This window comes from Mycobacterium simiae (assembly GCF_010727605.1).
GTDB classification, from domain to species: domain Bacteria; phylum Actinomycetota; class Actinomycetes; order Mycobacteriales; family Mycobacteriaceae; genus Mycobacterium; species Mycobacterium simiae.
Genome location: NZ_AP022568.1, coordinates 4,684,337 through 4,705,847 on the forward strand (window position 1 = coordinate 4,684,337; position 21,511 = coordinate 4,705,847).

Here is a 21,511-nt window from a genome sequence, read left to right on the forward strand (position 1 = left end):
CTACCGCTGACCCGGGTAGGGCACCGCGTTGATGACGCCACCGCCATTGACGGTCGGCCCCAGCAGCACCGTCGAGGTACCGGCCGTCGGGTTGTAATCAATCAGCGACTGCCCGCCGCCGCACCCGGCCCGGGCGTGCAGAGTGAGGTCGCCGCCGTTGGCGCCGACCACTACGACGCTGCCGCCTTTGACGTTAGGCACCGACACCCGCGACGTGGTGCCGTCGTCGTTGAGCTTGGCGACGAAGACGACGCCGCACGCGCCGGTGGCCTGCAGGAAGGTTCCCGCGGGCAGCTGCCACGCGTTCAGGTCACCGTAATCCGGGCCGTGCCCGTCGTTGGGGGCGGTGAGAGCGGTCGGTGTGCCGCCATCGATGGGCACCAACCACAACTGGGAGCCAGTGGAATTACCGCAATGGGTAAGGGCAATCGTTGAGCCCGGATCCCACCACCGCACCGGTCGGCAATCCTTCTGCCCGTGCACCGGCAGAGTATTGCCGGTCGCCCCGTCGTTGCCCATCAGGGTCAGGCCGGACGGCGTGCCCACCACCAGCTGGGTGCCATCGGGCGTGGAGAGGTACCCCTCGAAATCTTGATCTACCGGATACGTCAGCTGGTGGTTGCCGGCAAGGTCGACGCGTTCGAGTGACCCGGGCCCCGAAAGGTTCCACCTGTCCAGCAGGATCGCTTTGCCGTCGGGACGGGTGTAGCGGGGGCTGACGTTTGTGCCGTCGACGGAGAAAGCCTTCTTCTCGCCGCTGCGCAGATCGACCTCGGTCAGCGTCTTGCGGCCCTTCTCCTCGGCGATGAACAGGGCGCGGGTCCCGTCGCCCGACCAGTCGACCAACCGTGGGCTCGCACCGTGATCCGTCGGTGGGAACGTGGTGATGGGGTAGCGGCCCCCGGCGGGGTCGACCAGGTACAGCGTCCTGGTGGCCGTCTCCCAGGTGGGTGAACCGGGTGGTGGCTGCTCCCCGGGATGCAGGCCGGGAACCGGGCTCCACATGGCGAGCAACCAACCCGGCCCGACCTGCGACCACGGCACCGTCTCGAGCGGGGCCTCCACGCCGTGGGCCGCCATGGTCGGCGGGTTATCGGGTTCGGCGTGGGCGGTCGGCGCCAGGCTCGTAGCCGCGACGGTGGCCATTCCCATGAGCGCGAGCGCCATCATGTCGATCCTTCGTCCAAACGTAGTGCGCCGACGAACAATGCCGGGTTCGCCAGTGCGCGGCGTGGAGTGAGAGTAGCGCGATGTGGTGGTCATGTCGGTGTCCTTAAGTCTTTGCTGGTGGGCTGCGTTGCCCCGTCCGCTAGAGGCTGCGCCGCATGCCTTGCGGATTTCTTGCGCGCCACCGGTGCCGGGTCGGCGATTTGCGGTGGGGCTTCCGCGCCAAATGGGTGCGGGGGTGGGCGGTGAGCGAGATACTGCGTCCGTGGACTCGCGCGTCGGCACGACGTTCGGCAAATACAACCTCACCCGACTGCTCGGCAAGGGCGGCGGCGGGGCGGTCTACGAAGCCTTTGACACGGGCAAACAGCGCACTGTCGCGGTGAAAATCCTTGCCGACGAGTTGTCAACCAATCCCACGTTTCGTACCCGATTTCAGCGAGAATCCCAAGCGGCAGCGATTCTGCAGGAGCCACACGTCATTCCCATCCATGACTGGGGTGAGATCGACGGCAATTTGTACATCGAGATGCGGTTGGTGCAGGGGCAGACGCTGCTCGAGCTGATCGCCAGCGGCCCGCTGCCCCCCGCACGCGCGGTAGGCATCATCAGCCAAGTCGCCGCGGCCCTGGATGCGGCGCACGCCGAGGGATTGATCCATCGAGACATCAAGCCGCAGAACATCATTGTCACGCCCGCCGATTTTGTGTATCTGGTCGACTTCGGAATCGCCGAGGGCCGGGGCGATCCGCGGCTGACGACGGTAGGAACTCAGATCGGCACCCTGAATTACATGGCGCCCGAACGATTCCGCGACGCGGTGACCACACCCGCGGTCGATGTCTACTCGCTCGCGTGCGTGCTGTACGAGTCGCTGACCGCGGATACCCCGTTTGCCGGTGACAGCCTCGAGCATCTGGTTGCGGCCCACCTAGCCCTGCCACCGCCGCGACCAAGTGCGACGAATCCCCGGATCCCGGTCGCGCTCGACGGCGTCGTCGCCCGGGGCATGGCCAAACAGCCCGACGACCGCTACGGCACGGCCGGCGACCTGGCCCGTGCGGCGCAGCGCGCCTTGGGAAGCGACGGTGCGATCACCGACGAGATGGCGTTGCCCGACGGCACATCGGCCGCGTCGAACGGCACTAGACCGCTGGTTGCAAGTCTCCCAACTGCGGGTCCGACTGCGTCGGAGGCGCCCCGCACGCGTGGGCGCCGCTGGCTGCTGCCGGCCGTGATCGCGGCGACGGCGGCTCTGGTGCTGGCTGGCATCGGATTGGACGTCGGACTGTTCGCCGCGACGCCGACCGGGCCCCAGCAGACCTCGGCTGCGCGGGCCGCGTTGCCTCCGCTGCTGACCGGCCCCGACTTGAGCAGCTTGCACCAGTCGTGTGATCAGGGCTTCGCCTTGCCGGACGCCACGGGCTTCGGCACCCGTGCGGGCCGGGGAACACCGGAAACCTCATGTCTTTTCGCCCACAGCGTGCTCACCACCTACTGGGCCGAATACGGCGACGCCAGCCCGCTGCCACGGGCCGTCTCGGCACCCGGCGCCGTCGACTGCAAGACCGTGCCCGGCGCGCTGTGCAACGGATCCAATTTCCTCATGCACTGCCAGCAACTGCCGGGGGACAGCTGGATCACTTGCATCGGCGGCAGCAGCGCGCGGGTGTACCTGTGGTGATGAAGGGACTGCTACCGCGATGACCCACGGCGAGCTCCGGTTTGGGCTATTGGGATCGTTGCAGATGAGCGTGAACGGCGCCGACCTGCCGTTGGGCGCGGCAAAGCAGCGAGCCGTGTTGGCGTTGCTGTTGATCAATCGCAACCGCACCGTCGCTATTGACTCGTTGATCGACGCGGTGTGGCAACAGCAACCACCACCCGAGGCCCGCGCCAGCCTGCATGCCCATGTTTCCAGGATCCGCCGGTTGATCGGCAACGCCGGCGGCGATCCCGCTGCGATCCTGGCCAGTGCCCAGCCCGGATACCGGCTGGCCGTGCCCGAACCCGATTGCGACGCCGGGCGTTTCGCCATCGAATACAAAGCGGGGATCGAGGCCGCTGAAATTGGCCGGTTCGAACAAGCCAGCCATCACTTGTCAACGGCACTGGCCGAATGGCGCGGGCCGGTGCTCGAGGATTTGCGTGACTTTCAGTTCGTCGACGCCTTCGCCGCGGCACTGACGGAGGACAAGCTGGAGGCCCTCACCGCCCGAGCGGAATCTGAAATAGCTTGTGGAAGAACGCATTCCATAATCGCGCAGCTCGAAGCGGTGGTGACCGAGCATCCCTATCGAGAACCGTTGTGGGCGCAGCTAATAACGGCCTACTACCTGGCGGAACGCCAATACGACGCCCTGGACGCCTACGGTCGGCTCAGGACCGCGCTCGCCGACGATTTGGGCATCGACCCCGGCCCAGCGCTGCAGCGTCTGCATCAGCGGATCCTTCGCCAAGAGCCCCTCGACGCAAAGCAAGCGGCGCGTGCCACCGCCAAACGCACGGCTGTGACCCGTCGTCGACCTACCGAAGTTGTCCAGGGGGAGGCCGTCGCCTACCTGCGCGACGGCGCCGGAAAACGTTATCCGCTGCGCGAGACCGCAACCAGGATCGGACGCCTCTCCGATAACGACATCGTTGTCGACGATGACACCGTCAGTCGTTACCACGCCGTCGTGATCGATACCGGCAACAGCTTCGTCATCACCGATCTTCGATCCGCAAACGGAGTCGATGTCGGGCGACAGCGGATTCGCTCCAGCGCGACGCTGGCCGACGGCGACTGTATTTGCATTTGCGGCCACGAATTCACCTTCGAGATGTGCCCGAGTTGACATTCGCGGCGGTGCGACAAGGGCGCGCGTTATGGTCTGCAGATGGTCACATCGACTCACTTGCGGGCAGCGCTAGCGGTATCGCTGGCGATGATCGCATGCGTGACGGCACCCCCAAGTAACGCCGACCCGACGCCGCAGCAACCACCTTTCCCCACCGGGCAAGGTGGAACCACCATCCATGTCACCGAGTACAGCACCGCGACTGCCGATGTCACGCTGAACAACGCCAGCTGGGTCTCGTCCGGCTGCTCCCTGGGAGGGTGCAACGTCATCGAGGTCACCATCGTCGGCAAATCCGACGCGCCGTTCGCCTACAGCTCGGCGTCCATCACGGCCGCCTCCTCGCCGTGGCGACAAGACCCGTACCGGGATACCCAAGCGGGCTCCGCCACGGTCGACTACCAGCAGATCAACAAGGCTCCGCCGCTGCGGTCCGGTGCCGTCACGAACGGCCAAACCGCCCACGGATTCATCGCGTACGACGGCGCCGTGAAACAGGGCGATGTGTACATCGAATTCAACGATCCCAACGCGCCCGCGGCACCCACCCCGCTAGCCGGCTGGAAAGTACACACCTAGACTCACGGACAGGGCCAAAAGCCGCTGGCGACAACGGCTATCGGTTCCTAGCCCCGGCCCCGAAAAATCAGTCGCAGATCCTGGCCGCAGCCACTCCCAGCGGCGGGCTCACATCGGTTTCCGGCTGGGCGGCCAATGATGCTCTCGGTTGACGGTCGGCCGCGGGCTAGATTACGAAGATGCCGATTGTGCGCCTCTTCGCGGTAATCCTGACGACCGTTGTCGCGGCATTGCTGCTCGCAACTCCCACGGGTGCGCAACCACCGTCGAAACTCACCGAGCACGTCACCGACAGCAGTGGGGTGTTGGCGGATGCCGATCGGGTGACGATCAGCGAGGCAATCGACCAGCTGTACCAGGATCGCCGCATCCAGCTGTGGGTGGCATACGTCGACAACTTCAATCGGTTCAAACCCGAAAACTGGGCGGACAGAACCCGCGCCGCCAGCGCGATGGGCGACCACGACGTGCTGCTGGCGGTGGCCACCAACACCAAGGCGTACGCATTCAGCGTGCCGCCCCAGCTTCAGGGTCTTACCCCGGATGAGCTAAACACCTTGCGGCGCAACCGCATCGAGCCGGCAGTGGGTGCCAAGGACTGGGTTGGGGCCGCCGTCGCCGCCGCCGACAGGTTAGACGCCGCGGGCGCGTTGAACACCACGGCAGCCAAGTCCCGGCACGTCTGGCTGCAGATCGGGGTCGGCGTTGCGGTGGCGGTGGCCGTCGCCGTGGCTGTTCTGCTGCTGTACCGCGCGTCCCATCGTCGGCGCGTGGCGCGCCGGCCGGGTCCCGCCGGCGAACCCGCGGACATCGGCGATCCCGTCGATCCCCTGCGCGAGGCGCTGGCCACCGCCGAAGCGCGGGCGCGACAAGTCTCCGACTACGTCAGCCGGCATCGCCGCAGCGTCGGCGCCGAGGCGAAAACCCGGGTCAAGGAAACAAAGCAATATCTGGCCGCCGCACGCCGCAAGGAAACCGGCAATGCCGCCGACGCGATTGCCGACGCCAACCGGGCGTCGACGCTGGCCGCGCAGGCCCAAACCCTGGCGAACGCCGATGTGCAGGCGGCCCACCGCACCCCGCGGCGCGGCGGCGCTCGCTCTTGAGGTGATCTGGTGTCGGAAGAACAGGAACGAGGCACATCCATGACCGCAGATCTGCCCGGCAAAGCATTGGAATTGCGTTCGCTGGTGAGCTCCGACGGCGTGCTGGAACTCTCACTGCAGGATGTTCCCGTCCCCGTCCCCGGCCCCAACGATGTGCTGGTGCGCGTGGAGGCATCGCCGATCAACCCATCAGATCTGGGTCTGCTGGTCGCGACCGCGGACATGACGACCGCGACCGTCGCGGGCACACCCGAGCGCCCGATCGTCACCGCCCGGCTCGGGGAAGGCGCCGTCAACGCGCTCAAAGCTCGACTCGACCAATCGCTTCCGGTCGGCAACGAGGGCGCTGGCACGGTGGTGGCGGCGGGGTCTTCGCCGGCGGCGCAAGCATTGCTGGGGAAAATTGTGGCGATCGCCGCCGGCGCGATGTACTCGCAATACCGGATGGTCGACGCTGCTGCGTGCCTGGTCCTGCCCGACGGCGCCACCGCGAGGGACGGGGCGTCGTCCTTCGTCAATCCGCTGACGGCGCTTGGAATGACCGAAACAATGCGACGCGAAGGGCATTCGGCCTTGGTGCACACCGCCGCGGCATCCAACCTGGGTCAAATGCTGGTCAAAATCTGCCGACAAGACGGCATACCACTGGTCAACATCGTCCGCAAACCCGCGCAAGAACAGCTGCTGAGGTCGCTCGGCGCCACCCACGTCCTCAACTCGACATCGCCCTCGTTCAACACAGATCTCGTCGATGCCCTCACGGCAACATCCGCGACGCTTGCCTTCGACGCGACGGGCGGGGGCACCCTGGCGAGTCAGATCCTCAACGGCATGGAACAAGCCGCCAACGCCGACGCTGCACAGTACTCACGCTATGGATCGAGCGTGCACAAGCAGGTCTATATCTACGGCATGCTCGACACCGGCCCCACGGTGCTCACGCGAAACTTCGGTATGGCCTGGGGCGTCGGCGGCTGGCTGCTCACCCCCTTCCTGCAAACCACGGGCGCCGAAACAATCGGCCGGCTGCGCGCCCGAGTCGCCGCGGAACTCACCACGACGTTCGCCAGCAACTACACCCGCGAGGTCTCGCTAGCCGGCATGCTCCAACCCGAGGCCTTCCACGAATACGTCAAGCGGGCCACCGGATCGAAGTTTCTGGTCACCCCACACGCCGCCCCGTAACGGGTCTGGCGCCGCGGGCCGCGGCGACAGCACCGTCCCAAAATGACCAACGGTCGCGGCTTCGCCAAGAGAATCGCTTAGCCAACAGCAGACGCATAAGTTGCGGCTCCGAGTCGGCGATCGCGGCGGTCCGCCGCCGTCACACCCATTGCTGCGCGTGGTTGATTGCGAGAGACTCAATGCGCAGGACCCACCACACATCGATGGACGCGATGAACCACAAGCCCGTTCGTGCCGCGCGACTTGTGTTCGTCCTGATCGCGTCCACGTTCGTCGGCTTGACGCCTTCGGCGTCTGCGTCAACGGGCATCCCTGAAGCGCCCCGCCCGCCCGCGGGCATCCAGCCTCAGCTGGCCTCCGACCCCGCCCAACTGGCCGACGACCTGGTCGCCGACGAGCACGCGCTGCGGGATCCGTCGACCGTGGAGGCGGCGCTGACGGCGGCGGCGCACCGCGAGCAAGCCGCCTATCGCGCCATCGGTCGGCATCCGGACTGGGATTCGATCACCCGACCGCGCATCCCGCCGCCGCTACTGGAGGTCTACGACCGCAACGTGGACGCCCGCCGGCAGCTGCAGGCGATGGCGCATGTGCGCGACACGCTGCCGGCGTGGCACGTCGACCCACCGATTCCCCTCGATGAGCTGATGGGCTACTACCACGCCGCCGAGGCGGAGTCCGGTGTCGGATGGAACTACCTGGCCGCGATCAACTTCGTCGAGACCCGCTTCGGCAGCATCCTCGGCGTGAGCACCGCGGGCGCGCAAGGACCCATGCAGTTCTTGCCGTCGACCTTCGCGTCCTACGGCCAGGGCAGCGACATCAATTCCCCTCGCGACAGCATCATGGCCGCGGGTCGCTACTTGGCGGCGAACGGCTTCGCCAACGACCGCGATCGGGCGATCTACGGTTACAACCACGCGCACCAGTACGTGCAGGCGGTCGACGACTACGCCGCGTTGATCGCCACCGACCCCGCGGCACTATCCGCGTTCTACCGGTGGGACGTCTACTGCGTCACCACCGCCGGCGACGTGTTATTGCCCATCGGCTATGCGGCGACGTCACCGATTCCGGTCGACGAGTATCTGGCCTCGCACGCCCAGTAGCCGAGCGGTCCGGCCGCCGAGCCGTAACGCCAGGGCGAAACCGCGCCGATGCTGGCCTTGGCGTGACGCTCGCGCGTAGCTGTGCGACCGTCACAGGCCGACGTAGACCGCCTTGGTGTTGAAGTAAGCCTCGATACCCTTGCGTCCGCGCTCGGCGCCCCAACCCGACTGCTTGTGCCCGCTGATCGGCATCGAGGGATCCGCGGCAAGGGCCGAATTCACCCAAATCTGGCCTGCGCGAAGCTCATTGACTACGCGGTGGGCGCGCGACAGGTTCTCGGTCCAAATGGATCCAGCCAGCCCGTAGTGCGTGTCGTTGGCCGCGGCGATCACTTCGGCTTCGTCGTCGAAGGGAATCACACAGCCGACCGGGCCGAAGATCTCCTCCTTGATCAACCGCATATCGGGGGTGGTGTTGGTAATGATCGTCGCTTCATAGAAATAGCCCTTGCGGTCCATCGGCTTGCCGCCGGTGATCACCTTCGCCCCGCCCGCCACGCCATCGTTGACGATGCCTTCGACCCGTTTGCGCTGCTTGTCGCTGATCAACGGCCCCAGCACCGAATTGGGGTCTTCGCTGCCGCCCATCGGCAGCATCGGGGCGAACTCAGCGAGCCGGTCGACCACCTGCTCGTAGATGCCGCGCTGCACGTAGATCCGCGAGGTGCACGAGCAGTTCTGCCCCGAGCCGGCGAGCAGCCCCATGCCCGCGCCCATGATCGCCTTATCCAGGTTGGCGTCGTCGAACATGATCAGCGGCGACTTGCCGCCGAGTTCGAGGGTCAGCCGTTTGAGGTTGCCGGCGGCCGCCTTGACGATCAGCCGCCCGACTTCGGTCGACCCGGTGAAGGAGATCTTGTCGACGTCGGGATGCGCGGTAAGCGCGGCACCGGTGGTCTCGCCGTAGCCGGTGATCACATTCAGGACACCGTCGGGCAGACCGGCCTCGCGGAAGATTTCTTCTAGCTTCAGCGCGGTCAGCGGCGTTTCTTCGGCGGGTTTGAGCACCGCGCTGCACCCGGCTGCCAGGGCGGGGGCCACCTTCAGCATGGCGACGAAGAAGGGACCGTTCCACGGGATGATCAGCCCGACGACGCCGACAGGCTCGAGCTGGGTGAAGGTGTGGTAGGTCTCCCAGGCGCCGAGCAGGCCGTCGGAGACGAGGTTGGCGGACTCGCCGTGGATTTTGCCGATCCAGCCTGCGTAGTACTTCAGCATGTCGACCGACACCGGAATGATGTGCCGCGCGGCGGTCAGGTTCATCCCGTTGTCCTGGCCTTCGAGCGCGGCAAGCTCGTCGGCGCGTTCCTCGATGATGCGCGCGGCGCGGAACAGGACGTTGGCGCGGTGTGACGCGGGCGCCTTGCGCCACACACCCGACTCGAAGGTTTGGCGCGCCCGGGCCACCGCCGCGTCGACGGCGGCCCGATCGGAATCGGGGACCTCGGTGATCAGCTCTTCGGTGGACGGATTGAAGACCGGAATCGTGCCAGGTGTGCTAATCAATGGTGGTTCCTTCGGTCGCCAGCGTGCGTCGTTGCCCGACAGAGGTTACGCGCGTAACTACTGGGTGTCTAGAGCGTGCGCAGGGTGCTCCTGCAGGTTAGGTGGACTCTCGGACGACCAGTGTCGCGATGTCTCGGGCCGGCGGCGGTGCGTCGTCGGTAAGGCCGAGTTCGGTCAGCACGGCGGACAGCGCGAAGTCGGCAATCGCGGTCCGGTCGAATGCGACGGTGGTCAGCGCCGGGGCGCTGAAGGGGGATAGCGCCGTGGCGTCCACCCCGATGACAGCCAAATCGTCGGGGCACCGCAGCCCGGCGCGCCGGATGCCGTCGAGCACGACGAAGGCAACCTCGTCGCTTTGGGCGCAGACGGCGGTGACACCCGCCGCGTGCAGGTCACCGACCGCCGTGGCGCTGTCGGCCGGCGTGAATGCTTGCGTGACGACCGCGGGCAGTCCGTGCCGCTGGGCGGCGCGGCGAACGCCGTCGATCCAGTAGTCGCCGAGCGCGCGCCATCGCAGCTCACCGGAGTAGCCGAACGCGAGCTGCCGATGGCCGCGCACCACGAGATGGTCGACGCGCAGCCGTCCGACCGACGACTGCGGGTCACCCAGCCCCGGCAGGGTGTGCACGCAGATGTGGGGGATTGCGGCGGCCGCCACCGCGTCAGATGCCTTGCGGCCCAAGGGAAATAAGCTCGTGACTGCAATCGGCTGGAGTTGGTTGATGGCGTCGGCGACGGCGTCGTGGGGTGCGGTCTCGAACAGCTGGACCTGCATGATGCCGCGGCGGGTCAACTCGGTCGTCATGTGAGTGCCCACCTGCATGGGCATGTCGCCGCTGGCCAGTTGCGGCACGATGTACAGCACCACACCGCTTTTACCGCGGGCGAGATTGCGCGCCGCCAGATTGGGTCGGTACCCGAGTTCGGCGGCAGCACTGTGCACCGCGGCGCGGGTCTGGGCCGAGATGGTGCGACCGACGGCGTTGTTCAGTACGTAGCTGACCGTCGCGGTGGACACATTCGCCCGGCGCGCCACGTCGGCCTTTGTCGGCCTACCTTTCACGCTCAGCTCGACCTCCAAACGCCACCGTCTGCCGGTACGACCGGATCGGGATCACCTTACTGCGGCCGCAGCCACGATTCCCGCGTAATCTCCGCACCGGCAACCTTCGAATGCAACCGACCGGGTTGGCCGTTGGACTATATTTTTATCCGATGTACAGGGAAGATCAGACTATTGATCCGTAGCTGAGGCTGCGGGTATGGAATCGGTAGCGAACGCTCCGGTTTCCTTGGCCGACCAAGCCCGCATGGGCAATACGCGAATCAGGAGAACGCGAGATGAACCGAACCCTGGCCTCCGCACTGCTGTTCGGCACGGTGGTATTCGCCAATGTGGGCCTGGGCGCGGGTGGTGCCCAGGCCGACCCGGGAACGGGAATCTGCAACCAATTGGCGATGTGCAGCTACGTCTGGTGCCCCGGCAGTCCGTTGCCGATGCCGGACGTGGTGTGGGACATGAACAGATGCCACCACTATTACGGCGGCAGCCTCGGCCATCCGGGAACCGAGGGCGGCATTCAGGTCGGCGCCCACATTCTCGAGGGAGATCCGTCCCCGGCGAACACCTGCAACGGATCGCCCATCTGCTTGCCCGGCCTGTAACAGCGCCCGAGCGCCCTAGTGCGCTAGGTGTGGAATGCCGGCGGCCGGGTACCCCAGCGGGCGTATGACTACCGCAGGGACACAACCGGATCAGCGTGAACTCGACGACGCCCGACGCATCGTAGCCGCCATCTCAGCGGCATTCGCAGCCAAGATCGTTGGGCAGCGCGAACTCCGGGAGTCGCTGCTGATCGGTCTGCTCGCCGGTGGCCATGTCCTGCTCGAAAGCGTGCCGGGCCTGGCCAAGACCACCGCCGCCAAGGTGCTCGCCGAGTCGATTCATGGCCGCTTCCAACGCATCCAATGCACGCCCGATCTACTGCCCAGCGACATCATCGGGACCCAGATCTATGACTCGGCGAGCAACTCCTTCGTCACCCAGCTCGGGCCGGTGCACGCGAACATCGTGCTGCTCGACGAGATCAACCGATCGAGCGCGAAGACGCAGAGCGCGATGCTCGAAGCGATGGAGGAGCGGCAGACCACGATTGCCGGACAAGTACACCCGCTCGCGGATCCGTTCCTGGTCATCGCCACCCAGAACCCCGTCGACCAGGAAGGCACCTATCCGCTCTCGGAGGCGCAGACCGACCGCTTCCTACTCAAGGAGATCGTGCGTTACCCCTCTCCGCAGGAAGAGGTGGAAGTGATGGCGCGGATCGACGCGGGCATCTACGACAGGCAACCCACCGCGCCGGTCGTCGGCCTCGACGACGTCCTGCGCCTGCAGGACGTGGTGCGGCACGTCCACATGGATCACGCGCTGATGCTCTACGCCAGCCAGCTGGTCGACGCAACCCGCCACCCCGCCCGGGCGCTGCCCAAGCAGATCGCGCGGCTCGTCGAGTACGGCGCCAGCCCGCGCGCCACCATTGCGTTCTGCAAGGCCGCGCGGGCACGAGCGGTGCTGGCCGGTCGCGCGCACGTGTTGCCCGAGGACATCGCAAAGCTCGCCCACCGGGTGCTGCGGCACCGGCTCATCCTCGGATTCGAAGCGGCGAGCGCTGACATCACCGCCGAGGTCGTGATCGACGCGGTGTTACGGGCCGTCCGGGTCCCCTGAGCTGCCCCACGCTGCACCATGGGTAAGCATCTCAACCGCGCCAAGGCACACTTCGGCACCGACACGCGGGGACTGCTCGAAGGCGGGCGGTACGCGCTATTACATACGCGCAGCATGGAATTCGACGACCTACGCCCGTACGTGCCCGGCGACGACGTCCGCGACATCGACTGGAAGGCTTCGGCGCGGTCCGGCGTCGTGCTCATCAAACGGTTCGTCTCCGAAAAGCACCACAAGATCCTGCTGGTCGCCGATGCCGGGCGCAATATGTCGGCGCTGGCCCCCAACGGCGAATACAAGCGCGACGTCGCCGCCCACATCATGGGAGCGGTGGGACTGATCGGGCTGCGGCGCTCCGACCAGATCGGCATGGTCTACGGCGACCGCCGCGGGTCGGTGAACATCCCGCAGCGGCGCGGCGAATCGCACATCGAGGGCCTCCTGCACCGCTGGTACCAGCACGTCACCAGCGACCCCGGGCGCAGCGACATCACCGCCCAACTCGACTACATCGCAACGCATTACCGCCACAGCATGCTGATCGTCGTGGTGTCCGACGAGCCCGACTTCGATCGGCACGGGGACGGGCGGCTCAGCGCGGTGCTCACCAAACTCGTGGGCCGTCACGACATCATGTGGGTGATGGTGTCGGACATGCCCGCGGTGGGACCCGACAACACCGACGGCTACGACGTCGCGACCGGCCGTTTCGTCCTGAACGGGGCCGATCTCGGCGCGCGGGTCGTTGCCGCATATCGGCGTGCCGAGCAGGCGCGGCGCGCCCAGCTAGCGGCCTTCCTCACTGAGCACGCGATCCCGCACGCCCTCGTTGCCGGCAGCGGGGACATTCGACGCGAACTGGTCCGCCTGACCGAGGTGACCGCCCGTGCCGGATGATCTGCTGCGCCATCTCTTCGGTCCGCAGCCGTACTCGTCGTGGTGGCTGTGCTGGGCGGTGCTGCTTAGCATCGCCGTGACCTGTTGGTACGCAACCGTTTTCGTGTGGACGTTGCCGGCGCACCGATTGCGGCGCATCCCGGGCGTGCGGCGGATGCACGCCCGGCTGATCCGCCGACGATTTGCGCGCTGCGTCCAGGGCATCGCCGACCAGCATGATGCTGGGCGGTTGTCGCCGGCGGCCGCGTGCGCGGCGATCAGCCGAACGCTGCGCAGCTTCCTGCACCAGGCGACCGGCGAGCGCGCACAGTACCTCCACGTCGATGCCCTGGCCGCTGCCAATCTGGCTGCGGCCGCGCCGTTGCTGACCCGCCTCGGCGACGCGCAGTTCAACGCCGATACGAAAGTCGACGTCGCGGACGTGAGCGCGCGCGCACAGGAGTTGATCCACGCATGGACCTGAAGTGGTGGCCGGTAGCGCTCGTCGGATCGGCCGGCCTGGCCGCGGTCGTCGCGCTGGCCGCGCTGCTGCCGATGGCCGCCGCGCGCAGGCAACTGCGCCCGCTGGCCAACGTCGCACGGCTGACTCGGTTGCCCGACTACGCGAAGGTGGCGCGGCTGCGTTCGCTGTCGACGGTGGTGACCTTGGTCGTGTTGACCGTCATGTTCGGCGCCGCCACCTGGGCGGCGTCCCGCCCGACGGTGGCGGGCAGGGACTTCGACACCGCTCACCCCGAAGACATCATGCTCTGCGTGGGGCAGCCGGTGACGGACCCGGCCACGGGGGAGCTGCTCGGCTACTTCGCACGCCAGGCCGTCGACTCGCCTGCGGCGCAGCGCATTGGCCTGACATCGGTCAACCGCCGCCTGGTGCCGCTGACACGCGACCACCAATACGCCGCAGCCCGATTCGGCGAGTACGCCGGCGCCCGCACCCGTCAGTCGGCATCGTTCGCCCCGCCGGTGCCGTACACCGACTATGCCCCTAGCACGGACGACGTTCTGGCGCTGTGCCTTTCGGGGTTCCCCGACGCGGGGCAACGCGGCCCGCAGCGGCGCTCGGTGATCTATCTCGGCCCCGCGGATCTGCGTACCGCGGCCGAACCCCGCTCGGCACTGTTCACCGACGCCAGCACGCGGAACCTGGCCGAGCGGGCTGGGGTTCAAGTCAACGTGCTCGACACCGCCCCATCATCCGCGAGCGGTTCGCTGCAACAGCTCACCGCGCGCACCGGCGGCCGCTACCTCACGCCAGACCCCAATTCGGTGGCCCGGGCCCTCGACGGGATTCGGTCGCATACCCCACCGGCGCGCCTGGCCGACGGTACGGTCGTGACCGCGGACCTCCGCGATGCGCCGGTGGTGCCGCTGGTGATCGCCCTGTTGTCGGCCGCCGTGCTATCGGTGGCCCTCTTGGTGTTGCGTCGATGACATTTCAGCCCGTGCTGCCCTGGCCGATCCTCGCCGTCGTCGCCGGCGCGCTCGCCTTCGCGCGTCTGGTGGCGCTGCGTCAGGTGCTGGTGTCGGCGGGGCGTCGGCGCACCCGCGCGGTGTTGCGGTGGGCAGGGATCACTCTCACGGTGCTGCTGTTGATCGCCGCGACCACGCGTCCGGTACTGCGGCACACCGAAAACGGCGGTGGCGCACCAGCCGGCGCGAACCTCAACGTGTTCTTGATCGTCGATCGGTCAGCTGACTCCGCAATCGACGACTACGGCGCCGGGGAACCGCGGCTGGCCGGAATGCGCGACGACATCGCGGCGGTGATCACCCAGTACCCCGCGGCGAGGTACGCGCTGGTCACCGTCGCTTCCAACGCGACGCTGAATTGGCCGCTGTCGCATGATGTGTGGAGTCTGCGCCCCGCTATCGCGGCGCTCGGCTCGGACCGCAGCGATCGCGTCGTCAACGCCGCGTCGGCGGCCACCGTGGTGCGATACCAGCTGATGCAGGCGATACAGCAATACCCGGGCTCGCGCAACGTGGTGCTGTACTTCGGCTGCGCTGCGCCAGGCCCGCCCGGGGCGTCGGGCTCCTCGGGGTCGGAATTCGACATCACCCAGGCGTCGGTGAACGGCGGAGCGGTGCTGGGTTACGGCCGCAGCGACGCCATCGACGAAGGCGAATTACGGTCAATTGCAACGCAATTCGACGTTCCCTACCTACCCCGGGACCCCGGCGAGCCGCTGCGGCTTAGGTTGCCGGACACCCGGCACGGGCCGGCGGCCGAGCAGCGGATCGAACTGTACTGGCTGCCCGCGTCGCTCGCCGCGGCCCTGCTGCTCGCCGAAATCTACCTCTCCGTCCGCGAATTCCGGCGCGGCCGCATCGCCCGACGGGACCTGGCATCATGACGGGCGGTCCGGCGCGACTGCGGCTACGTCGGCGGCTCCTGATCTACTCAGCCCCGCTGAGTGTGGTCGCACTGCTGACCATCGCGAAGTTGATTTCCGTTGTCATCGCCGGGAACTCCGCCGTCTCCTCCTTCGCCATGCGAGACGCGAACACGGCCCGTGCCGATGCCGCGATCCTGGGCGTCGTCAACATCATCGAGCCGGCGAAGGCGCCATTCGCCGCCGGCACCGCAGCCGTGCTCGATGGTCGGCTCGACGACGCCGACGCCGAATTCTCGGCCGCGCTGCGTCGCACCGACGCCGCCCATTCCTGCCCGGCGCGCGTCAACCTCGAACTCGTCCGCGAAACCCAGGGCGACCGCGCCGCGGCCGCCGGCGACCGGCCCCGCGCGCAAGACCGCTACGTCAGCGCACTGGACGTCGTCGACGGTGCGCCCGGCGGCTGCTTCGCCGGCAACGAGGACCCCGATCCGCAGCGGCGCGCCATCCGCGACGACACGGCGAACCGCTTGGCGGCCAAAAGGACTGCACTGGACACCCCGCCGCCGGCGCCGACTCCGCCGCCACCGCCCGCGGCGCCGCCACCTGCGGCTGTGCCACCGCCGATCGCCGTCGGAGCGGACGGGCGGGAACTCCCGCCCCGCACGCTGGAGCCGGGCGCCGGCGATCCGTTCGACAAGCTGCAGCAGGTGTTGCAGGACGCGGCTGGCGCCGCGCCGACCGACGGGTCGCCGTAACGGTCTGTCACGCTCGTGGGGTGAACGAGTTCCTCGGGCCGCCGTGCCCGTGCGGCAGCGGCGTCGGTTATCGCGGCTGTTGCGGGCCGCTGCACCGCGGCGAGACGGCCCCGTCGGCCGAGGCATTGATGCGGTCGAGGTATTCGGCCTTCGCCTATGGCGACGCCGACTATCTGTTTCGCACCTGGCATCCGCGCACGCGGCCGGCCGACGTGGCTGTCGACTCCGGCATCACCTGGCTGGGCCTCGAGGTGATCGACACCCTCGGGGGCGGTCCCGACGACGATTCCGCGGAAGTGGAATTCGTCGCTCGGTTTCAGTCCGGCGGCCGCACGGGCCGCCTGCACGAGCGCAGCCGCTTCGCGCGCCGCGCCGGTCGGTGGCTATATCTCGATGCCGTCACGGCAAATACGTCGAGCGAGTGACGGGATTCGAACCCGTGTATACGGCTTTGCAGGCCGCTGCCTAGCCGCTCAGCCACACCCGCACAGGCCATCACCTTGCCAGCGTGTGGGGCCTGGGGCCCAGTGTTTGCCTCGGCGCGATCATTTCACCGATTCGAGCATGGGTTGGTACCCCATGCCCGGCACCGTTTACGACCGCTCGGTACCGGCTAACTGACACCTGCAACAACGGCGTCAGCCGGGTGCGCGCAAATCGGATAAGCCGTTTACCGAAACTGCCCGCCCGCAACGACGTCACGATTGTGCGCTATCCAGCGAAAAGCTGGCGGCCCGAACAGGGGAAGTGATTGTCTTGACCAGAACCGCAGCGGGCAGCGGTACGCGACCGCCTCGGGTCTGAGCAATCGGAAGGGACGGCAGTGGTTTTCCGGGCAGACCAGGAGATCGGTCGCGACTTGGCCGCGGTCGACTGGGCCGCTACACCGCTCGGTCCGGTAGCGGGCTGGCCGCAAAGCCTCGTCACGGCGGTCAACATCCTGCTGTCGTCCCGGTTTTCGATGTGGATGGCATGGGGCCCGGAGCTGACATTTTTCTGCAACGCCGCCTACCGACGCGACACCCTGGGCCGCAAGTACCCCTGGGCGCTCGGTCGCCCGGCCAGCGAGGTGTGGGCGGAGATCTGGGATGACATCGGTCCCCGGATCGAGAGCGTGCTGGCGACCGGGGAGGCAACCTGGGACGAAGCGCTGATGCTGATCCTGGAGCGGTCAGGTTATCCAGAGGAGTCCTATCACACGTTCTCCTACAGCGCGCTGCGCGACGACGACGCCACCGCGGTCGGGATGCTCTGCGTGGTGCGGGAGGACACCGATCGCGTCATTACGCAGCGACGGATCGCGACGTTGCGCGATCTCGGGTCTGATCCGAGCGTGGTGCGCACCGAGCGTCAGATGCTCGACTACGCGGCCCGACAACTCGCGAACAATCCCTACGATCTGCCGTTCTCGATGACCTACCTGTTCGCCGACAGCGGCGACGCACTGTTGGCCGGGGTCAGTGGCATCATCCCCGGGCATCCGGCAGCGCCGCAGATAGTGCCGGCCGGGGCCCGTTCACCCTGGCCTACCCAAACGGCGGGGCATGGCGACACCGCACTCATCCAGCTCGACGGCATCGCCGCGGACTTGCCGACCGGCGCCTGGCCGGAGCCGCCGACGCAGGCCCTCGTGGTGCCGCTGCTACAGCAGGGCGGCGCGCCGGTCGGCTTCCTGGTGGCCGGACTGAACCGGTATCGCCAGCTCGACGACGGTTACCGCGGCTTCGTGGAGCTGGTGGCCGGCTACATCGCGGCCGGCGTGAGCAGTGCGCGCAGCTATCAGGCCCAGCAGCGGCGCGCCGAGGAATTGGCCGAGCTCGACCGCGCGAAGACGGCATTTTTCTCCAACATCAGCCACGAATTCCGGACTCCGCTCACCTTGATCCTCGGACCGGTCGACGAGTTGCGCCGCCGCGCGACGGAGATCGACGAGCAGGCCCGCCAAGAGCTGGACCTCGTCCACCGCAACGGCTTGCGGCTGGCGAAACTCGTCAACACCCTGCTGGACTTTTCCCGAATCGAGGCGGGGCGCATGCGGGCCCGATTCGAACCCGTCGACGTGGCCACCGTCACCGCGGATCTGGCCAGCGTTTTCCGCTCGGCGATCGAGCGGGCCGGCCTCACCTTCACGGTGGACTGCCCACCCCTGGACGAGCCGGTGTACCTGGATCGCGAGATGTGGGAAAAGGTCATCCTCAATCTGCTCTCCAACGCGCTGAAGTTCACCTTCGATGGGTCGATCACAGTGCGCGTGGCCCGTGACGACACCGATGCCGTCGTCGCCGTCACCGACACCGGGGTGGGGCTGCCCGCCGCGGAAATGCCCCACCTCTTTGAGCGGTTTCACCGCATCGAGAACGCGCGCGCCCGCTCCACGGAAGGCAGCGGCATCGGGCTGGCCCTGGTCAAGGAACTCGTCGGATTACACGGCGGCACCATCACGGCCGACAGCCAGGAGGGCGCGGGGGCGAGTTTCGTCATACGTATGCCATTCGGTGCGGCTCACCTGCCGGCCGACGAGATCTCGGCCCCACCGGCTACCCCGCCGACCCCCGGCGTGATCGCCGAACCGTATGTCCAGGAGGCACTGCGCTGGCTGCCCGGTGACCTCGATGCCGAATCTGCGACAAGTTTCACGGCGATGATGACCGCCGTCGCGCCAGCCGGGCACCAGCGCGACGGGACTCGGGTGTTGGTCGCCGACGACAACGCCGACATGCGCGAGTATCTGACCCATCTGCTGCAAACATCTGGATACCAGGTCAGCACGGTCGGCGACGGGCAACAAGCACTGGATGCGATCCGCGCCGAGGCCCCCGACTTGGTCATCAGCGACGTGATGATGCCCCGGCTGGACGGTCTGCAATTGCTCGCCGCGCTGCGCGGCGAGCCGCGCACCGCCGCGCTGCCCGTCCTGCTGCTCTCCGCGCGCGCGGGCCAGGAAGCCTCCGTCAAAGGGCTGCTCGCCGGCGCCGACGACTACCTCGTCAAGCCGTTCGCCGCCGCCGAACTCCTGGCCCGGATACGCGCCAACGTGGAGCTGTCGCGGTTGCGCAGCCACCACGCCCGGTGGCGCACCGCCCTGGTGGAATCGCTGCAAGAGGGCTTCTTCGTCTGTGACGAACACGGTGTCGTCATCGAGGTCAATTCCGCGTTCACGGACATTCTTGGATATGGACCCGAAGGGCTGCCGTATCGACCCGCCCACCCATGGTGGCCGTCCGCCGACACCGAACCCCGGGGCCGCCGCCAGGCGGAGGCGGCCTTCGAACAGCTGCTGGCACAAGAGCAGGGCGCCTTCACCGCTCCGGTCATCCACCGTGACGGGCACCGCCTCTGGGTCGCCGCCAACTTCAATCATGTCGACGACCCGGACACTGGTCGCCGCATCATGGTGGGCACCCTGCGTGACGTGACGACCGAGCACTACGTCGTGCAGAGTCAGGCTGCGCTGGCCGGATTGAATCAGCAATTGGCGCAGGCAGAGACGCTCGAGGACACCCTGCAGGGTGCGGCCGAGGAGCTCCGTGACACGTGGGACGCCCGTCAGGTGCTGGCCGTGACGTTCGGCCGGGACGACCCGAGTGAGGCCGCGCCGGTGCTGGTGTGTGCCGGTGAGCCGGTGGACTGGGCCGAACTGTCGTCACGTCGCCGTCAGCTGATCGAGTCGCTACGCGATTCCGAGCTGCTCACCACAACGTCCGATACGCCTGGAACGGCAGGCATTTCGTTGCAGCATCCCCGCGGCGTGCTAGTGCTGTGGGTCGAATTGCGGGGGCAGCGCCCGTTCACCGTCGAGGATCACAACCTGTTGAAGGTCCTGGGCGGGCGGCTCAGTCAGGGGCTGCATCGGGTCTATCAGCTCGACGAGCAACGCGAAACCGCCCTGGCGTTGCAACACGCGATGCTTGGCCCGACGACCCTGCCGTCCGGTTTCGCGGTTCGCTACCGCCCCGCAAGTCACCCACTCCAGGTCGGCGGTGACTGGTATGACCTGGTCGATCTCGAAGACGGGCGGGTCGCGTTGATCGTCGGCGACTGCGTCGGACACGGCCTGGCCGCCGCGACGGTGATGGGGCAGCTCCGAAGTGCTTGTCGCGCACTGTTACTCGACCAGCCCAGCCCCAGTGCCGTGCTCACGGGACTGGACCGCTTCGCGGCGCGCCTGCCCGGGGCCCGATGTACCACGGCGTTCTGCGCGGTGCTGACCATCGCGACTGGGGAACTAGCGTATTCCAGCGCGGGGCACCCGCCGCCCATCCTGGTGCATGCCGACGGCAGCACCGCGCAGTTGGAGGGCGGGCACGGCCTTCCATTGGCGGTTCGGGTGGGCTGGCCTCGCCCCGAGGCGACGGTGACGATGCCGCCGCGGACGACGCTGCTGCTTTATACCGACGGTCTGGTCGAACGGCGTGGCCAGTCGATCGACGAGGGCATCTCCAGTGCCACCGATCTGATGCACGACGGCAGTTCGCTGTCCCTCGACGACGTGGCGGACCATCTTATGTCCCGGCTCGCGCCAGGCGATGGTTATCCCGATGACGTGGCCATACTGCTCTATCGGCAGCCCGCCCCGCTGTCGATGGACTTCGAGGCCGACGTCGAACACCTCGCGCCCAGCCGCGCCGCGCTGCGCGGCTGGCTAACTCAGGCGGGGGTGGGGCCCGGTCAGATTCAGGACGTGCTCACCGCGACCGGTGAGGCCGTCGCCAACGCGATCGAGCACGGTTACCGCGACCATTCGGAGGGCACCGTTTCGTTACGGGCGACCGCCGTCGTCGACGCGCTTCAAGTGACCGTTATCGACAGCGGCACCTGGAAGCAGCCGCACACGGTACCCGGAATCAATCGGGGTCGCGGCATCAGCCTGATGCGAGGCCTGGTGGAGGACCTCATGATCCACTCCTCCGAGGCCGGTACCACCGTTCACTTGTACGCGAGGATCACCTGATGGCCGCCGAGCTCAATCTGAACAGCAGCCGCGGCCCCGACGGGAGGCCTCGACTGACCGCGACAGGCGAGATCGATCTCAGCAATATCGCCCGATTCAGACACGCGCTGCACGCCACGAGCGCCGGAACCCGGCAGCCGATCACCATCGACCTCAGCGCCGTCAGGTACATCGACAGCGCGGGCATCAACGCGCTTTTCGACCATGCCGACAAAGTCGATAATTTGCACATCATCGTTCACCGCGTGCTGGTTCGGGTCCTCACCATCAGCGGTCTCGACAAAGTCGCGATCCTGGAATCCGGTCCGGCACCTTCCGATAGCGACGGCCGTAACCCCGGTAGCTGAATTAA

19 protein-coding genes and 1 tRNA gene are annotated in these 21,511 nt (G+C 67.3%); 16 read left to right on the plus strand and 4 right to left on the minus strand.

Features of this window, described 5'->3' with window-relative positions; translation table 11 throughout:
* Entirely contained in the window at nucleotides 1-1,167 is a 1,167-nt protein-coding gene (locus G6N33_RS21830) for a TolB-like translocation protein (RefSeq protein ID WP_232069442.1), read from the minus strand.
* A gap of 226 nt (nucleotides 1,168-1,393) precedes the next feature.
* Between G6N33_RS21830 and G6N33_RS21835 the strand changes: the two genes are divergently transcribed.
* From G6N33_RS21835 to G6N33_RS21860, 6 genes are all read left to right on the plus strand, one after another.
* Nucleotides 1,394-2,851, plus strand: coding sequence for a serine/threonine-protein kinase (locus G6N33_RS21835; RefSeq protein WP_456299201.1), 1,458 nt, complete (start codon nucleotides 1,394-1,396; stop codon nucleotides 2,849-2,851).
* A gap of 64 nt (nucleotides 2,852-2,915) precedes the next feature.
* Entirely contained in the window at nucleotides 2,916-4,004 is a 1,089-nt protein-coding gene (locus tag G6N33_RS21840; protein ID WP_408632739.1) for a BTAD domain-containing putative transcriptional regulator, read from the plus strand.
* 42 nt (nucleotides 4,005-4,046) lie between these two features.
* Nucleotides 4,047-4,586: a hypothetical protein gene (locus G6N33_RS21845; protein WP_044506802.1), complete on the plus strand. Its 540-nt coding sequence runs from the start codon at nucleotides 4,047-4,049 to the stop codon at nucleotides 4,584-4,586.
* A gap of 179 nt (nucleotides 4,587-4,765) precedes the next feature.
* The gene (locus tag G6N33_RS21850; RefSeq protein WP_044506800.1) at nucleotides 4,766-5,692 is read left to right on the plus strand and encodes a TPM domain-containing protein; all 927 of its coding nucleotides are present in this window, start codon (nucleotides 4,766-4,768) and stop codon (nucleotides 5,690-5,692) included.
* Nucleotides 5,693-5,731: 39 nt separating this feature from the next.
* The gene (locus tag G6N33_RS21855; RefSeq protein ID WP_044506798.1) at nucleotides 5,732-6,877 is read left to right on the plus strand and encodes a zinc-binding dehydrogenase; all 1,146 of its coding nucleotides are present in this window, start codon (nucleotides 5,732-5,734) and stop codon (nucleotides 6,875-6,877) included.
* Nucleotides 6,878-7,089: 212 nt separating this feature from the next.
* On the plus strand, nucleotides 7,090-7,986 hold the full coding sequence (locus G6N33_RS21860; protein ID WP_081662002.1) for a lytic transglycosylase domain-containing protein: 897 nt from the start codon (nucleotides 7,090-7,092) through the stop codon (nucleotides 7,984-7,986).
* A 90-nt stretch (nucleotides 7,987-8,076) separates the two neighbouring features.
* On the opposite strand, the gene G6N33_RS21865 is transcribed toward G6N33_RS21860, so the two are convergent.
* Nucleotides 8,077-9,489, minus strand: coding sequence for an aldehyde dehydrogenase family protein (locus tag G6N33_RS21865; RefSeq protein ID WP_044512041.1), 1,413 nt, complete (start codon nucleotides 9,487-9,489; stop codon nucleotides 8,077-8,079).
* 100 nt (nucleotides 9,490-9,589) lie between these two features.
* A complete protein-coding gene (locus G6N33_RS21870) occupies nucleotides 9,590-10,561 on the minus strand; it encodes a LacI family DNA-binding transcriptional regulator (RefSeq protein WP_044512039.1) in 972 nt (323 codons plus the stop codon).
* A gap of 272 nt (nucleotides 10,562-10,833) precedes the next feature.
* On the opposite strand from G6N33_RS21870, the gene G6N33_RS21875 reads away from it, so the two are divergent.
* The 8 genes from G6N33_RS21875 to G6N33_RS21910 all read left to right on the plus strand — a co-directional run bounded on the left by G6N33_RS21875 (nucleotide 10,834) and on the right by G6N33_RS21910 (nucleotide 16,633).
* On the plus strand, nucleotides 10,834-11,157 hold the full coding sequence (locus G6N33_RS21875) for a hypothetical protein (RefSeq protein ID WP_044506797.1): 324 nt from the start codon (nucleotides 10,834-10,836) through the stop codon (nucleotides 11,155-11,157).
* Nucleotides 11,158-11,221: 64 nt separating this feature from the next.
* A complete protein-coding gene (locus G6N33_RS21880; protein WP_044506795.1) occupies nucleotides 11,222-12,220 on the plus strand; it encodes an AAA family ATPase in 999 nt (332 codons plus the stop codon).
* Between the two features lie 18 nt (nucleotides 12,221-12,238).
* Entirely contained in the window at nucleotides 12,239-13,117 is an 879-nt protein-coding gene (locus tag G6N33_RS21885) for a DUF58 domain-containing protein (protein WP_044506793.1), read from the plus strand.
* Nucleotides 13,107-13,580, plus strand: coding sequence for a hypothetical protein (locus tag G6N33_RS21890; RefSeq protein WP_044506792.1), 474 nt, complete (start codon nucleotides 13,107-13,109; stop codon nucleotides 13,578-13,580). Before G6N33_RS21885 ends, G6N33_RS21890 begins: the two co-directional genes overlap by 11 nt.
* Nucleotides 13,571-14,548, plus strand: a complete 978-nt coding sequence (locus G6N33_RS21895; protein WP_044506791.1) for a hypothetical protein — start codon at nucleotides 13,571-13,573, stop codon at nucleotides 14,546-14,548. Before G6N33_RS21890 ends, G6N33_RS21895 begins: the two co-directional genes overlap by 10 nt.
* On the plus strand, nucleotides 14,545-15,471 hold the full coding sequence (locus G6N33_RS21900; protein WP_044506790.1) for a hypothetical protein: 927 nt from the start codon (nucleotides 14,545-14,547) through the stop codon (nucleotides 15,469-15,471). The genes G6N33_RS21895 and G6N33_RS21900 overlap by 4 nt, the downstream gene beginning before the upstream one ends.
* Nucleotides 15,468-16,208, plus strand: a complete 741-nt coding sequence (locus G6N33_RS21905; RefSeq protein WP_044506788.1) for a hypothetical protein — start codon at nucleotides 15,468-15,470, stop codon at nucleotides 16,206-16,208. The genes G6N33_RS21900 and G6N33_RS21905 overlap by 4 nt, the downstream gene beginning before the upstream one ends.
* 20 nt (nucleotides 16,209-16,228) lie before the next feature.
* On the plus strand, nucleotides 16,229-16,633 hold the full coding sequence (locus tag G6N33_RS21910) for a YchJ family protein (RefSeq protein ID WP_049919329.1): 405 nt from the start codon (nucleotides 16,229-16,231) through the stop codon (nucleotides 16,631-16,633).
* Here the strand turns inward: G6N33_RS21910 and G6N33_RS21915 are convergent.
* Nucleotides 16,625-16,695: transfer RNA gene (locus tag G6N33_RS21915), tRNA-Cys, on the minus strand. The two genes, G6N33_RS21910 and G6N33_RS21915, sit on opposite strands and share 9 nt — an antisense overlap.
* A 336-nt stretch (nucleotides 16,696-17,031) precedes the next feature.
* Here G6N33_RS21915 and G6N33_RS21920 point away from each other — a divergent pair.
* Both G6N33_RS21920 and G6N33_RS21925 read left to right on the plus strand, forming a co-directional pair.
* The gene (locus tag G6N33_RS21920; protein WP_044506786.1) at nucleotides 17,032-21,159 is read left to right on the plus strand and encodes a SpoIIE family protein phosphatase; all 4,128 of its coding nucleotides are present in this window, start codon (nucleotides 17,032-17,034) and stop codon (nucleotides 21,157-21,159) included.
* Nucleotides 21,159-21,506 carry an STAS domain-containing protein gene (locus tag G6N33_RS21925; RefSeq protein WP_044506785.1) on the plus strand — a complete coding sequence of 116 codons (348 nt, stop codon included), beginning with the start codon at nucleotides 21,159-21,161 and terminating at the stop codon, nucleotides 21,504-21,506. Before G6N33_RS21920 ends, G6N33_RS21925 begins: the two co-directional genes overlap by 1 nt.
* The last annotated feature ends 5 nt before the right edge of the window (nucleotides 21,507-21,511 follow it).

Excerpts from the sequence above, each read along its gene's own strand:
- G6N33_RS21830 (WP_232069442.1), bottom strand. The coding sequence starts at position 1,167 with ATGGCGCTCGCGCTCATGGGAATGGCCACCGTCGCGGCTACGAGCCTG.
- G6N33_RS21835 (WP_456299201.1), top strand. The coding sequence starts at position 1,394 with ATGGGTGCGGGGGTGGGCGGTGAGCGAGATACTGCGTCCGTGGACTCG.
- G6N33_RS21840 (WP_408632739.1), top strand. The coding sequence starts at position 2,916 with ATGAGCGTGAACGGCGCCGACCTGCCGTTGGGCGCGGCAAAGCAGCGA.
- G6N33_RS21845 (WP_044506802.1), top strand. The coding sequence starts at position 4,047 with ATGGTCACATCGACTCACTTGCGGGCAGCGCTAGCGGTATCGCTGGCG.
- G6N33_RS21850 (WP_044506800.1), top strand. The coding sequence starts at position 4,766 with ATGCCGATTGTGCGCCTCTTCGCGGTAATCCTGACGACCGTTGTCGCG.
- G6N33_RS21855 (WP_044506798.1), top strand. The coding sequence starts at position 5,732 with ATGACCGCAGATCTGCCCGGCAAAGCATTGGAATTGCGTTCGCTGGTG.
- G6N33_RS21860 (WP_081662002.1), top strand. The coding sequence starts at position 7,090 with ATGAACCACAAGCCCGTTCGTGCCGCGCGACTTGTGTTCGTCCTGATC.
- G6N33_RS21875 (WP_044506797.1), top strand. The coding sequence starts at position 10,834 with ATGAACCGAACCCTGGCCTCCGCACTGCTGTTCGGCACGGTGGTATTC.
- G6N33_RS21880 (WP_044506795.1), top strand. The coding sequence starts at position 11,222 with ATGACTACCGCAGGGACACAACCGGATCAGCGTGAACTCGACGACGCC.
- G6N33_RS21885 (WP_044506793.1), top strand. The coding sequence starts at position 12,239 with ATGGGTAAGCATCTCAACCGCGCCAAGGCACACTTCGGCACCGACACG.
- G6N33_RS21895 (WP_044506791.1), top strand. The coding sequence starts at position 13,571 with ATGGACCTGAAGTGGTGGCCGGTAGCGCTCGTCGGATCGGCCGGCCTG.
- G6N33_RS21900 (WP_044506790.1), top strand. The coding sequence starts at position 14,545 with ATGACATTTCAGCCCGTGCTGCCCTGGCCGATCCTCGCCGTCGTCGCC.
- G6N33_RS21905 (WP_044506788.1), top strand. The coding sequence starts at position 15,468 with ATGACGGGCGGTCCGGCGCGACTGCGGCTACGTCGGCGGCTCCTGATC.
- G6N33_RS21925 (WP_044506785.1), top strand. The coding sequence starts at position 21,159 with ATGGCCGCCGAGCTCAATCTGAACAGCAGCCGCGGCCCCGACGGGAGG.